The sequence below is a fragment of the Enterococcus italicus DSM 15952 genome (assembly GCF_000185365.1).
In the GTDB taxonomy this organism is placed as follows: Bacteria; Bacillota; Bacilli; order Lactobacillales; family Enterococcaceae; genus Enterococcus_G; species Enterococcus_G italicus.
This window is the reverse complement of record NZ_GL622241.1, coordinates 954,399-967,293: the sequence shown is the minus strand read 5'-3', so window position 1 is coordinate 967,293 and position 12,895 is coordinate 954,399. Positions and strand designations below refer to the sequence as shown.

At 40.0% G+C, this 12,895-nt stretch carries 14 protein-coding genes; 4 read left to right on the top strand and 10 right to left on the bottom strand.

What is annotated here, in order from left to right; genetic code table 11:
• Window positions 1–9: 9 nt before the first annotated feature.
• The 9 genes from HMPREF9088_RS04550 to HMPREF9088_RS04510 all read right to left on the bottom strand — a co-directional run bounded on the left by HMPREF9088_RS04550 (window position 10) and on the right by HMPREF9088_RS04510 (window position 8,938).
• Window positions 10–768 carry a (Fe-S)-binding protein gene (locus HMPREF9088_RS04550; protein WP_007207985.1) on the bottom strand — a complete coding sequence of 253 codons (759 nt, stop codon included), beginning with the start codon at window positions 766–768 and terminating at the stop codon, window positions 10–12.
• Window positions 769–918: 150 nt separating this feature from the next.
• The gene (phnE, locus tag HMPREF9088_RS04545; protein ID WP_007207984.1) at window positions 919–1,707 is read right to left on the bottom strand and encodes a phosphonate ABC transporter, permease protein PhnE; all 789 of its coding nucleotides are present in this window, start codon (window positions 1,705–1,707) and stop codon (window positions 919–921) included.
• Window positions 1,704–2,486, bottom strand: coding sequence for a phosphonate ABC transporter, permease protein PhnE (phnE, locus tag HMPREF9088_RS04540; protein ID WP_007207983.1), 783 nt, complete (start codon window positions 2,484–2,486; stop codon window positions 1,704–1,706). Before phnE (HMPREF9088_RS04540) ends, phnE (HMPREF9088_RS04545) begins: the two co-directional genes overlap by 4 nt.
• Complete coding sequence (phnC, locus tag HMPREF9088_RS04535) at window positions 2,486–3,277, bottom strand: phosphonate ABC transporter ATP-binding protein (RefSeq protein ID WP_040366418.1); 792 nt, start codon at window positions 3,275–3,277, stop codon at window positions 2,486–2,488. The genes phnE (HMPREF9088_RS04540) and phnC overlap by 1 nt, the downstream gene beginning before the upstream one ends.
• A 98-nt stretch (window positions 3,278–3,375) precedes the next feature.
• On the bottom strand, window positions 3,376–4,308 hold the full coding sequence (locus HMPREF9088_RS04530; protein ID WP_007207981.1) for a phosphate/phosphite/phosphonate ABC transporter substrate-binding protein: 933 nt from the start codon (window positions 4,306–4,308) through the stop codon (window positions 3,376–3,378).
• Window positions 4,309–4,900: 592 nt separating this feature from the next.
• The gene (locus HMPREF9088_RS04525; protein WP_007207980.1) at window positions 4,901–5,836 is read right to left on the bottom strand and encodes a cation diffusion facilitator family transporter; all 936 of its coding nucleotides are present in this window, start codon (window positions 5,834–5,836) and stop codon (window positions 4,901–4,903) included.
• Window positions 5,837–5,846: 10 nt separating this feature from the next.
• Complete coding sequence (locus tag HMPREF9088_RS04520) at window positions 5,847–6,314, bottom strand: RpiB/LacA/LacB family sugar-phosphate isomerase (protein ID WP_007207979.1); 468 nt, start codon at window positions 6,312–6,314, stop codon at window positions 5,847–5,849.
• 102 nt (window positions 6,315–6,416) lie between these two features.
• Window positions 6,417–6,683 carry a hypothetical protein gene (locus HMPREF9088_RS04515; RefSeq protein ID WP_007207978.1) on the bottom strand — a complete coding sequence of 89 codons (267 nt, stop codon included), beginning with the start codon at window positions 6,681–6,683 and terminating at the stop codon, window positions 6,417–6,419.
• 164 nt (window positions 6,684–6,847) lie between these two features.
• Complete coding sequence (locus HMPREF9088_RS04510; protein ID WP_276326765.1) at window positions 6,848–8,938, bottom strand: heavy metal translocating P-type ATPase; 2,091 nt, start codon at window positions 8,936–8,938, stop codon at window positions 6,848–6,850.
• Window positions 8,939–9,140: 202 nt separating this feature from the next.
• On the opposite strand from HMPREF9088_RS04510, the gene HMPREF9088_RS04505 reads away from it, so the two are divergent.
• From HMPREF9088_RS04505 to HMPREF9088_RS11425, 4 genes are all read left to right on the top strand, one after another.
• Window positions 9,141–9,848 (top strand): AzlC family ABC transporter permease, encoded by a 708-nt coding sequence (locus HMPREF9088_RS04505; RefSeq protein ID WP_007207976.1) that lies wholly within the window; start codon window positions 9,141–9,143, stop codon window positions 9,846–9,848.
• Entirely contained in the window at window positions 9,835–10,161 is a 327-nt protein-coding gene (locus tag HMPREF9088_RS04500) for an AzlD domain-containing protein (protein WP_007207975.1), read from the top strand. Before HMPREF9088_RS04505 ends, HMPREF9088_RS04500 begins: the two co-directional genes overlap by 14 nt.
• 89 nt (window positions 10,162–10,250) lie before the next feature.
• Window positions 10,251–10,832, top strand: coding sequence for a nitroreductase family protein (locus HMPREF9088_RS04495; RefSeq protein WP_040366416.1), 582 nt, complete (start codon window positions 10,251–10,253; stop codon window positions 10,830–10,832).
• Window positions 10,833–11,045: 213 nt separating this feature from the next.
• On the top strand, window positions 11,046–11,675 hold the full coding sequence (locus tag HMPREF9088_RS11425) for a helix-turn-helix domain-containing protein (RefSeq protein ID WP_007207973.1): 630 nt from the start codon (window positions 11,046–11,048) through the stop codon (window positions 11,673–11,675).
• 66 nt (window positions 11,676–11,741) lie between these two features.
• Here the strand turns inward: HMPREF9088_RS11425 and HMPREF9088_RS04485 are convergent, their stop codons facing one another.
• Window positions 11,742–12,875, bottom strand: coding sequence for a 5-methyltetrahydropteroyltriglutamate--homocysteine S-methyltransferase (locus HMPREF9088_RS04485; protein WP_007207972.1), 1,134 nt, complete (start codon window positions 12,873–12,875; stop codon window positions 11,742–11,744).
• Between the last annotated feature and the right edge of the window lie 20 nt (window positions 12,876–12,895).

The following is a 12,895-nucleotide window of genomic DNA, read 5'->3' as shown; positions in this document are numbered from 1 at the left end:
TCCGTCCTCCTATGCTAACGCCTTTTTTGGAATAGTTACTCGTGTCGGATCGATATCGTGATTTAAGACTTCTGCAATGTGCATGATTGTAATCGGTTGACCCTCACGGTTAAATTTCCCACCGATATTCATCAAACAAGCCATATCCGCACTAATTAATACTTCGGCACCAGTGTCAATGATATCATTCATTTTTTCGGTCACCATCGCATTGGAAATGATTGGTTCTTTTACGGAAAATGTACCACCAAAACCACAGCAATTTTCGATATGGGGAATTTCTACATATTCTAGTCCCTTTACATATTTCATTAATTCAAAAGGTGATTCGCGCTCACCTAAAAGTCGAGTCATGTGACAAGAACGGTGGTAAGTTACTTTTTTGTTTAAGGTAGCACCAACATCTTTTAATCCTAAGACATGGTACAAAAATTGCGTAAATTCATATGTTTTATCGTGTAATTTTACTGCTTCTTCATAGTAGATGGGATCATCTTTAAAGAACTCCGCATATTCTCTCATAGAGGCTGTGCAACTTCCTGCAGCACCTACGACATAGTCTGCATCTTTAAATGCTTCCAATTGATTAATTAATACTTTTCGTGATTCTTCTCGATACCCACTATTTAATGTGGGTTGGCCACAACAAACTTGATTTTCAGGGTATACTACTTCAACGCCAAAGCGTTCAAGAACTTCTACTATCGCTATCGATACATTTGGAAAAAGGGCATCTACGACACAACTCGTAAATAAACTCACTTTCATGATCGTCATCTCCTACATTAGAATAATTTCAGTATACTCCTTTTCAAAATACCTTTCAAAAGAAAATTACCTTTTTTTGACGGAAAGAATAATCTGTATAAACAAAAGAAAACGGACGAGAAAGCTTGTTCTCATGCGTTTTCTTCTAATTTATACTAATCGTTTTCTTAGCTGACCAGAAATAAAATCAATTATTGTAACAGTTATAATTATTCCAATTAAGATAATTCCAACCCGACTCCAATTTCGTGCATTGATGGCAAAAATCATTGGTGTACCAATCCCACCAGCGCCAACCATCCCTAAGATTGAAGCAGAACGTACCGCTAATTCAAAGCGATACAGCGTGAAGGAAATAAATTCAGGTACAAGCTGAGGCAATGTCGCATAGGCTAATATATCCCAATGATTCCCTCCAGCACTGACGACTGATTCAGATGGACCATGATCCATATTTTCAATGGCTTCACTATATAACTTAGCCAACATACCAATCGAATGGACACTCACTGCTAATACCCCTGCAAATGAACCTGGTCCGACTGTTTTAATAAACATAATGGCTAAAACAATTTCTGGAAACGTACGAATTGCTGTTAGCATAATTTTTCCGCTTCCTGAGACAAAACGATTCCCCTGTTTCGTACGCGCAGCCCAAAAGGCAAATGGAATACTCAATAAAGAAGAAATAAACGTTCCTAAAAAGGCAATCGCTACTGTTTGAATCATCAAGGACACCAAATCTTCGCCATCACCTGTGTACACATATGCCCAATCAGGATGGGTTAATCCTTGAAAAATTGATCCTACAATTTCTTTTACATTTTCTTTGACACCTGTAAATGGAATACCAGAGAATGCCCATATATATATAATTAGTAACAATAGAGCAATCAGCCAATTTCTTACCAGATGTTTTTTTGGTTCAGCCGGCATCATATTAATCGCTCCCTTAACTTATTACTAATTGTATCAATAATTAATACGACCGCAAAAATCACGATTACAATAATTGATGTTTGGTCGTAACGGAACTGACTGAGTGAACGTTGCAAGTAAATCCCGATTCCCCCAGCACCGATATACCCTAGTACTGTCGATGCCCGAATATTAATCTCGAATGCATAAAGTAAGTAGCTTAAAAAATGACTCATGACTTGTGGTAAAACGGCATAACGAATAATATCTAATTTTGATCCACCTGAAGCAATAATGGCTTCAATCGGTCCATCATCAATTGTTTCAATAGATTCAAAAAACAATTTGGATACCATCCCAAAGGTAAAGACGGCCAAAGATATAACCCCAGCTACCGGTCCAATCCCGACAACTGCTACAAACAGAGCCGCTAACATCAAATCAGGAATGGTTCGAATAATATTTAACACAAAACGAAAGACACCCGTAATCCATTTACTATGTACGACGTTTCGAGCTGCAAAAAGAGAAAATGGAAACGCAACTAATGCTCCAATGGTTGTACCAATAATCGCCATTTTTAGCGTTTCTAGAATCGGATCAACAATAATTGAAACATAGGACCAATCCGGACGCGCCATTTTTTCGATAATAATATTCATCTGCCCAGCATTCATCAAAAAACGAGGAATGTCGACACCAGAGATATCACCACTTACAATCAAACTAAGAATAAAAATGACTAGCCACAAGATATTTTTCCAGAGTCCTCCACGTTTTGGTAGAGTCTGTGAATTCATTAGACGATCGCTCCTTGTGCTTTTTCTTCTAAAATTTCTCCGCCATAAATGGCTCTTAGCGTTTCATCTGTCGCCTCTGCTACCGGACCATCAAATACAAGACTACCATCGCGTAATCCAATGATACGCGTACCATATTGGCGTGCCAATTCAACTGAGTGCAGATTGACAACAATTGTAATGCCAAAGTCTTGGTTGATGCGTTTCAAATCATCCATTACTTTTTCCGTCGTTACCGGGTCCAATGATGCGACCGGTTCATCGGCTAAAATAATTTTTGGTTTTTGTGTTAAGGCGCGTGCAATCGATACTCGCTGTTGTTGGCCACCAGAAAGTTCATCCGCCCTTGTATAGACTTTTTCTGCTAGATTCACACGTTGCAATGATTGATACGCACGTTCTTTATCTTCTTTTGGAAACAATCCCAATAACATCTTCCAAGTTGGATGGTATGCCACTCGTCCAGTCAATACATTACGTAAAACACTTGAACGCTTCACTAAATTAAAGCTTTGGAAAATCATGCCTATATCCCGACGAATTAATCGCAATTCCTTGCCTTTTGCTTTGGTGATTGATTGATTGTCGATTAATATTTCACCACTTGAAATTTCATGCAGGCGATTAATTGCTCGCAACATAGTCGACTTACCCGCACCAGACAATCCGACAACAATGACGAATTCTCCCTTTTTGATATCAATGTTTAAATCACGCAACCCGTGTACCCCATTTGGATAAACTTTGTCGACTTTTTTAAACGAAATAATCGATTGATTTTCCTCTGTCACTTTTTTTCCTACTTTCTTTTGATAAAAATAAAAAAACACAATGCAAAAGGGTATCGGCAACACTCGATACCCTTTGTCTATTTTATAGAAACAGCTGCTTATTGTCCAACTTCTTTTGCGTATTCACGAACAATATCAAAATTGCTGTCTTTTGATTTCACATATCCTTCATGAGAATAAACAGAAGAAATAATTTCTTTTCCTTCTGGGTCATTCCCGATTGCGATAAAGGCATCTTGGATTTTTTTGTCCCACTCTTCACTCATATCCGAACGAACACTGATTGTATCGTTTGGAATAGGTTCAGTGAAATACATTGGTTCTACTTCATCCATAATTTGTGGATAGTCTTTCTTCACTGTATTACGGGCATCTTCAAAGACAAAGGCTGCGTCCACATCTCCATTTAGAACGGAAAGAACAGCTTGGTCATGACCTTTCACTTGCACTGTTATAACATCTTTATTAATATCAATTCCTTTTTTCTTCAACTCAGCAACTGGCCACACATAGCCCGCTGAAGATGTTACGTCTTGAGTCGCAATTTTTTTGCCTTTTAAATCATCGACATCTTTAATATTGCTTCCTTTTTTCACAACAATCATTGAACGGTAACTATCTACTAATTTATCTGTACTCTTTCCACCAGGTTGAGAAATGCCATAGCGCTGTGCTTGAAGAAGAACTTTCACACCACTTTGTTCATGAGCCAATACATATGCGTTTGGTGGTAAGAAACCAACATCCACTTGTTTAGAACCCATTGCTTCTACAATGGTATTATAGTCAGTAGAAACACTTACAGTGACTGGAATGCCTAATTGCTTACTCAATAATTTTTCCAATGGTTTCGCTTTTGCTTCCAATGTTTCAGCAGATTGTGAAGGAACGAATTGTACCGTTAATTTTTTTGGCTCATAGCTTCCATCTTTTGATGAAGAACTTGATGAACTAGAGCTCCCACATGCCGCTAATGTAACTGCTGCAGCTAAACTCAAGCCAACTGCTGCCAATTTCTTCCAAACTTTCATCCTTATTCCCCTTTAGTAAATGTTTTGCAATTAAATACGAACAATCGCTACTAAATTATAAATGAATAATCGGATAGTATCAATGATTTTGTATTATATTTTCATGAGAATTAGCTCCTGTTTTGATAAGAATTCCCTTAAATTCTTTTTTTCTAATCGACACGAAATATTTATCCTACTTCTCATTTCCTTATCCACTCGTTACTATACACATCTTTCATTAGGATTGGTTTGTATTTATGTAAAAATTATGTAAAGAAAAAGGTCGTGACTAAAGCGTCTAGATTCGAGCAGTAAGTTCACAAATTCCAGAAATTGGTTCTCAATTTTTGGGATTTTTGACTTATTGCCGAAGAATCTGCTTTTGGAACACCGTTTATTAAGGTCGTGACTAAAGCGATTAGATTCGAGCAGTAAGTTCACAAATTCCAGAAATTGGTTCTCAATTTAATTGTTTAGTGACAAGCAAACAGCCAGAAAATCCAGAAGTTGGTTTCAAAACTTTTGGATTTTCTGACTGTTGCTTATAGCTAATTCCGTCTCGCTGTTTTCTTCAGATTGAGCAACACAAAATTATGTCACTTATATCGACTTATTCTCGATGGTAATTAGGATTGTATTTGTCTGTTTCAATGTAAATATATGCTTTTTTCCCAGCTAACTCTTGACGAATCACTGCTTCTATCTCATTAATAATTGCATAGCCTCTCGCCTCTTGCGTATCCAATAAATCAATCTTGGCAGCAATCATAATTTCATCCGGACCTAAGTGAATGGTCTTGATATCAATTAGTCGCTCGACATCGGCACGATTAAACGCCAGCATGATTTTCTTTAGATCACTGGCCGTAACGCTCTCACCAACAATCAAACTATAAAATTCACGGGCCAAAAAGATTGCCGCACCTGTCAATAATAATCCAATCAATAACCCACTCAAAGCATCAAACATTGGGTTATTGGTCAACATGGTTGCCACCGTTCCGATAGCTGCTAAACCTAGCCCGATTACCGCACAAAAATCCTCGGTAAAGATAATCAAAATTTCGCTATGTCGACTTTCTCTTAAAAAGGTCAAAATCGCTTGATTTTCTGTATTCAATTCGTTGATTTCTTTCAGTGCAACCCGTAAAGATGATCCTTCGACGACAATTCCAAATACCAAAATCAATAAAACAATCCACGGGTTATTGACTTCATGACTGGGATGGAATAGTTTTTCGATGGCTTCCATGATACCTAAAATTCCACCACCAAAAAATAGCATTGTTGCGACAATCGTGCTAAAGAAATATTTCGCACGAGCTTCACCAAATTGATGCAAATCGCTTTGTCCTTTTTTGGACCGTCGATCACCAAATAATAACAATATTTGGTTGCTACAATCGACAACACTATGAATGCTTTCATTTAACATCGCTGCACTACCACTAATAAAGTAGCCGACAAATTTACTAATTGCTACTAATATATTGGCAATCAATGCCGCTATGACCGAACCCATTCCCTTTGACTTTTGCTCAACCATATAATCCTCCTTATATTTCTGATAGTGGCTTTAGATGTTTCTCAGAAATAGCTTGCACTTTCTTGACGCGACGAATGTACTTTTCTTCTGCTAAGAAGTCCGTTGTCAACCATGTTTTAACAATCTCTAGGGCAATCGCCGAACCGATAATTTTTCCACCTAAACACAACACATTGCTATTGGTATGCTCGCGTGCTAATTTGGCACAAAATGGATCTTGGCAGACTACTGCATCAATACCCAAAATCCGATTAGCAATCAGAGCACTACCATAGCCTACACCATCAATAAAAATACCCCGCTCTGCTTCTTTGGTTGCGACTTTTAAAGCTGCCGGATAGACATAATCAGAAAGATCAACGGCCTCTTCCGTGTATGGACCTAAATCTTGCACTTCATGCCCCATTTCTTCAACAAGTTTGATAATTTCTTTTTTTAATATGACTCCTGCGTGATCACTTGCAAATACAATTTTCATTTTATAATTGCCCCTTTCTATTCCTTGTTAGTATACGCCAAGATGATAGAGAAAAAAAAGCCGAACGCATAGAATCATTGCTTCTATGTCCGACTTTGCTGTTTATGCCAATAACGCAGTGATTGCTGCTAATAATCCAAAAATAACGCCCGGCGCATTCGCTAAAATAACGGGCCAATCTTTTTTGCGTTTCCCGTAACCGTATACAACCCATAATGAGCAATTAATCGCTGCTACAAACGGTTGTAAATACCCAGTGGGATTACCGGTTAAGTTTCCATAAATTTGTGGTCCATACGATACATACATTAAAATTGCCGTTATTGTAGCAACTTTCGATAAAATTTGATGCCATTTTGCCTCTTCCATCCTACACGACTCCTTAAAATTTCACTATTTGTCCATTCTACCAATATGCGAGAGAAAGAACAATGGAAAGGTCACTAGCGCACACTTGTTTGCTTTTGAATGAATGAGTTACTCAAAAAATCGTGTAATTCGTCTCCTAAATTGACGAATTACACGACTCAATTTTATTTTTTCATCGTACGATTCAAAGTCATCGCATTGATTGCTACAATCACGGTACTAAATGACATCAAAATCGCACCGACAGCTGGATTCAAGACAATCCCAATTGGTGCCAAGACTCCTGCTGCTAGCGGAATAGCGAAAATATTGTATCCCGCGCCCCACCAAAGATTTTGAATCATTTTCTTACGGGTAGCTTTCGCTAAGTCTAAAAAGTGCAAAATATCTTCAGGGTTGCTATTGGTTAAGACGACATCAGCTGAATCAATGGCGACATCAGTCCCTGCGCCAATCGCAATACCAATAGTCGCTCTTGCTAAACTTGGCGCATCATTAATGCCATCGCCGACCATTGCCACACGTTTGCCTTCACTAACAAATTTCGACACGATTTCTTCTTTGCCATCTGGTAACAATGCCGCGTGAAATTGTGTGATGCCTAAGTAATTTGCTACTTTAGCTGCCGCTTCTTGATTATCCCCAGTAAGCATCACTGGTTCGATTTGCCGTTCACGCAAGGCCTTAATAAAGTTCTTGGCTTCTGGCTTGATTTCGTCGCCTAGTGCAATTAATCCGACAATTTTGCCCGCTACTCTTAAGAAACTTATCGTATTTCCTTGTTCTTGATACCGACGCCAAGTTTTGGCATCAAGCGTTTGTTTTTCTTCATCTGTCAAAGCTTTCTCATTTAAAATCGTCAATTCCTTGCCTGCAACCGTACCGCTTAACCCTACACCAGTCACGGCCTTTGTGTCTGTAGCCTCCAAAGGTTTTATTCCTTGTTCATGAATGTACCGCATGATTCCAGTAGCGATTGGGTGGTTCGCTGTCTTCTCAAGAGCACCAAGGTATTGCAGAAATTCTGTCTTGGAAAGCTGATTATCAAATTGTTCTACACCTGTCACAGCAAAGGTTCCTTGTGTGAGTGTGCCTGTTTTATCAAGTAAAATCATCGACAAATCATGTGAATTTTCTAGTGCGTTGCGATTCTTCAATAAGAGGCCATTTTTAGCCGCAATAGAAGTCGAACGAGCAATAACGAGTGGAATGGCTAATCCAAGTGCATGAGGACAAGCAATCACAAAGACCGTCACCATCCGATCTAGTGCAGTCGGCAAGTCGGCCGCAATAAGCCAAACGACAAAGGCAAAAAGACCCGCGATCAATGCAACATAAAAGAGCCATTTTGCGACTTTGTCTGACAGAGCTTCTAGTTTTGATTTCTCGGCTTGTGCCCGTCGCACCATCGTCATGACTTTTGCTAAGTAGCCTTCTTCACCGGTCCCAGTGACTTGAATGGTGAGCGTTCCTTCACCATTGACTGACCCACCGATGACTGCATCAGCGACTCCTTTTTTCACTCCTCTTGACTCACCGGTGACTGCTGACTCATCTACTATCGATTGACCAGCTACAATCGTGCCATCGGTCGGCATTTTGTCTCCAGAGCGGACGACTAACGTATCGCCTTTACGAACATCTTGTAAAGAAATGACTTCTTCCTTGCCATCGGTGACACGAGTCACTTGATCTGGCAATAACTCCGCCAGCTTTTGCAATGCATCACTGGCATTCATTACGGCATTCATTTCAATCCAATGTCCCAATAACATAATGACGATTAATGTTGCCAATTCCCAAAAAAAGTTCATGACATCTTTTCCTAAAAAGGTCGTAGCAATAAAGGAATAGACACTATAGACATATGAGACAGTAATCCCCATGGCGATTAACGTCATCATTGCGGGATTTTTTTGTTTTATTTCCGACTTGGCGCCACTTAAAAATGGCTGCCCGCCATAAAAGAATAAAAAAGTAGCCAAGATAAGTACGAGCCAGTCTGATCCTGGAAATTGAAATTGAAATGGTAACGTGACCCCCATCATAGGCGACATCAACACAATAGGAATCGCCACAATCAATGACAACCAAAATTTTTGCTTAAAATTTCCCATATGCATACTGTGATCCATGCCACCGTGCATGTCATGATCCATGTTCATACCCTCATGCATCGCGTGATCCATATTCTTATGATCCATGTGACTCATCGATTCATCCATTGAGTGAGCCATTTGTTCTTCTTTTGACATTGATACATGCGCTTGTTTTACCTTAGCCAATTCATCTTGCTCTTTTTTCAATGCAATCCCTTCTCTCATCATACGTTTACAACAGTAAACAGTTTATACATTTACTATACCACCAAGAAGATGATTGTCAAATCAAAACCCTCTCTTTCCATACTAAAAAATTTCGGTATAATAGAAACAACACCATCATGGGAGGTTACAAATGAATACACAGTTAACAGCCAAAGCCGCCGTCAAAGACACCTTCCCCACTATGTTGGGGTATATCGGTATCGGCATCGCCTTTGGGGTCGTCGGTAAGGCTGCTGGTTTTTCGACACTTATCATTTTTTTGATGTCTTTCATTATCTATGCTGGGTCGGCACAATTCATTACCGTTAGTCTATTGGCCATAAGCACACCCATTCTGTCCATTGTTTTGGCCACTTTTTTAGTCAACGCGCGGATGATTTTGATGAGCATGACCGTCGCTCCTTTTTTCAAGCAAGAATCATTGCTTAAAAATATCCTCATCGGTACCTTCTTGACAGATGAAAGCTTTGCATTAGGAATGAACAAACAAATCGCCACCGACCATCAGCTATCCTTCGCTTGGTTCAATACTGCGAATATATTGTCTTACGGCACTTGGGTGGGTTCGACATTAGTGGGTGCCTTGATTGGCGCCTTCATCCCTAACCCTGAGTCACTCGGACTAGATTTTGCGATTGTTGCGATGTTTATTGGACTGCTTTATTTGCAAGTGGCCACCAATCGGCAATTGTCACTTGCCTTACAACTAAGCTTAATCGGTCTGACCTTTTTGGGGATTTATTTTGGCATGATCATTATTCCCCATTCATTACTTGTACTAGTCATTACCTTAATTGTCTGCGGAATAGGAGTGGTCATCAAACATGCCTTCAACTAGCTATATTCTCTTAACCATTATTGGATGCGGTCTTGTCACCTGGCTCTCTCGTATCATTCCATTTGTACTCTTGAAAAAAGCAACTTTACCGAAACTTTTCGTCGAGTACTTGCAGTTTGTACCGATTGTCATTATGGCGGCACTATGGTTTGATAGTCTCCTCGAGCCGCAGCTTGGTCACCTGCCACAAGTGAAGTGGTCATATGTCCTCGTATCGCTACCGACTGTGTTAAGTGCCATTATAAGCAAAAATTTATTTGTCATTGTGCTTGTCGGCATTGCTTCATTGGCATTGTTTCGGCTTTTTTTCTAAAACTGTTCAGTCAAATTAGTCGCAATTTCGCCAGCTTTTCGCTACACTGTCTCTAAATGAGAAGTGTTCTCACTATCTGGAGGGTTGGTATGACATCAATACAAGAAAGTATCACGACGCGGCGCACATCAAAGCAAAGCTTAGCTACACCGGTCGCAAAAGATTTATTAATTGATTTACTCGCTCAAGCAAGTGCTGCTCCTTATCATAAAAAAGAACCTTGGCTCGTCAAACTCGTTACGACGACTGAAGAAAAAGACTTTCTATATGACCGTATCATTCAATTTTATGAAGAATCTGGTGTCATTCATGATGAAAAATCGCGCGAGAAGCTGACGGCCAAAATGAATCGTTTGATTCGAAACGCTCCCGCGACACTTCTATTCGCTCACGAGGTCTATCCCGACAAGAAGCGTCTGACATCCGATGCGGCCTTAGCGACCGCTGCGCTCATTCAAAATTTTTCGCTTCTTTTGGCTGAGCATGACTTAGTAGGGTTCTGGGCATCTTCGGCATTCACATTAGAGCCTGACTTTGCCAAAAAAATTGGTCTCCCTGACAATTACTCCCTCATCGCCAATTATCGTGTAGGCTATCGCGATCCTGATGCAAAAGTAAGCACCGGTAAGCGCAGACCACCAAGTGAATGGATCAGCGACTTACGCGGCTAGTCTCTTGTGTAGTGTGCAAAAATTTTATAAGAAATCAATTGTAGTGGAGTGTGACCGATTTTTGTCACACTCCATTTTCAGCTCTTATCCTTGTTCTATCAGTATGCTTGGATTCTTAGCAAAGCTTTTTTTAGAGATTTCTTTCCTGCTTAGAAGCTTAGCTAGTATAATAATCTCTATACTTCTATAGTGAACGAGAAAGGTCGGTATGTCATGAAAATCGGGGAACAGCTGAAGCGCGCACGAAGTCAAATTGGAAAAACACAAGAGGAGGTAGCCAATGCCTTGCACGTCTCACGCCAAACTATTTCCAGTTGGGAAAACAAGCGTAGCTATCCGGATATCAGCAGTTTGCTAAATTTGAGTGACTACTACAATCTTTCATTGGATCGTTTACTAAAGGAGGATACGGGTATGATTGAAGAAATAAAACGAAACGAGCAACTAAGCAAAACAAAGACCATGTGGCGCTTGTCTTATCTCATTAACATCATGTTTTTGCTGCTCTTTTTCTTGGGCGCAATTTTTAAACGGCAGTGGTTTCAATTAGGATTTGGAGCTCAAATAGTAGTGGTGATTACTCTATTATTGAATGTGGGCATCTTATCAATCTTGACACATGAACGCAATGGATTAACAAAAATAGCGCCTAAATGGCATATGTCGCCTCAGCTATTGCGCTGGGTGCTAGTAGTTGAGTGGGTGGTGTTACTGGTGGTTGGCGCGCTAACAATGGCACACATATTAAACAGCTATACACCGTTGGGATTTATTTGTGGTGTCTTGTGTGCAAGTATCTTTTATACCGTACTTAAAAAAGGGTTATTTACAAAAGGAAAATAGCAAACAAAGGCCGAGACAGAATGGTTGGTAACTCATTCTGTCTCGGCCTTTAAAAATAGGCAGTGTTTATTGCCACACGTCTTTTGCGATAGCTTGTAATAAGTCAATTTTTGCCCATTGTTGCTCTTCAGTCAATTTGTTTCCTTCTTCTGTTGAAGCAAATCCACACTGCGGGCTAATACATAAATTCGCTAAAGGCACATATTCCGTTGCTTCTTGAATGCGTTCTTCGATGGCCTGGCGATCTTCTAACTCTGGGAATTTTGAAGTAATCAAGCCTAGAACGACGCGGCTATCAGGATTGTCCCAGTAACGCAATGGTGCAAAATCTCCTGCGCGATCGGAATCATATTCTAAAAAGAAGCCATCATACTGTGTGGCAAATAATTCTTTGGCAATCGGTTCATATCCACCTGAGAACAGCCAAGAAGACGCGTGATTGCCACGACAAATATGTGTCGTAATCGTCAAATCGGCTGGTTTGTCTGCCAATGCTGCATTGATGATTTGCGTACATACTTGGGCAATTTCATCTGGGGCAATCCCTTTTTCTTTTAAGGATTCTCGCTTGCTTGCATCTGCCAAGAAGGCCCAGTTGGTATCGTCAAATTGCAAATAACGACAGCCATGTGCATAGTAGGCTTGGACAGCGTCATGATAGGTTTGGCCCAAGTCATGATAAAAATCAGCGATATTTGGATAGATTTCTGCCAATTTTGAAGAGCCATCATTGGCCAAAATTTCTTGACGTAAAATCATCGTTGGACTTGGAATCGTTGCTTTTGCGACTGCTTCACCATCTTGTCCGACTGCTTCTTTTAAAAAATCAAAATCCCGTAAAAAGGAATGATCAGCTGGGAAGGCTAGCTTGCCGACTAACCGAATATTGTAAGAAGGAGCGGCTTTGCCATGAAATATTTGATTGTATCCTTGTTCGGGTACATAGCCTTCGACCCCGGTCAGCTGCTCTAAAAAGTCAATATGCCAAAACCCTCTACGGAATTCGCCATCAGTGATTCCTTTAAGTCCTACTTTTTTTTGCTTCGCTACTAATGAAACAATCTCTTCATCTTCTACTGCTCGTAGCGCTTCTTTATCAATCGTACCATTAGCAAACGCCTCACGCGCATCTTTTAATCGTTGTGGTCGCAAAAAGCTACCGACATGATCCACTCGAAATGGTTTTGTTTCTGTTGTCATATTCGTTCACCTATCCTTTT

What these genes read in the sequence shown, in the direction of transcription:
- HMPREF9088_RS04550 (WP_007207985.1), bottom strand. Translation starts at nt 768, where the DNA reads ATGAAAGTGAGTTTATTTACGAGTTGTGTCGTAGATGCCCTTTTTCCA.
- phnE (WP_007207984.1), bottom strand. Translation starts at nt 1,707, where the DNA reads ATGATGCCGGCTGAACCAAAAAAACATCTGGTAAGAAATTGGCTGATT.
- phnE (WP_007207983.1), bottom strand. Translation starts at nt 2,486, where the DNA reads ATGAATTCACAGACTCTACCAAAACGTGGAGGACTCTGGAAAAATATC.
- HMPREF9088_RS04530 (WP_007207981.1), bottom strand. Translation starts at nt 4,308, where the DNA reads ATGAAAGTTTGGAAGAAATTGGCAGCAGTTGGCTTGAGTTTAGCTGCA.
- HMPREF9088_RS04525 (WP_007207980.1), bottom strand. Translation starts at nt 5,836, where the DNA reads ATGGTTGAGCAAAAGTCAAAGGGAATGGGTTCGGTCATAGCGGCATTG.
- HMPREF9088_RS04520 (WP_007207979.1), bottom strand. Translation starts at nt 6,314, where the DNA reads ATGAAAATTGTATTTGCAAGTGATCACGCAGGAGTCATATTAAAAAAA.
- HMPREF9088_RS04515 (WP_007207978.1), bottom strand. Translation starts at nt 6,683, where the DNA reads ATGGAAGAGGCAAAATGGCATCAAATTTTATCGAAAGTTGCTACAATA.
- HMPREF9088_RS04510 (WP_276326765.1), bottom strand. Translation starts at nt 8,938, where the DNA reads ATGTCAAAAGAAGAACAAATGGCTCACTCAATGGATGAATCGATGAGT.
- HMPREF9088_RS04505 (WP_007207976.1), top strand. Translation starts at nt 9,141, where the DNA reads ATGAATACACAGTTAACAGCCAAAGCCGCCGTCAAAGACACCTTCCCC.
- HMPREF9088_RS04500 (WP_007207975.1), top strand. Translation starts at nt 9,835, where the DNA reads ATGCCTTCAACTAGCTATATTCTCTTAACCATTATTGGATGCGGTCTT.
- HMPREF9088_RS04495 (WP_040366416.1), top strand. Translation starts at nt 10,251, where the DNA reads ATGACATCAATACAAGAAAGTATCACGACGCGGCGCACATCAAAGCAA.
- HMPREF9088_RS11425 (WP_007207973.1), top strand. Translation starts at nt 11,046, where the DNA reads ATGAAAATCGGGGAACAGCTGAAGCGCGCACGAAGTCAAATTGGAAAA.
- HMPREF9088_RS04485 (WP_007207972.1), bottom strand. Translation starts at nt 12,875, where the DNA reads ATGACAACAGAAACAAAACCATTTCGAGTGGATCATGTCGGTAGCTTT.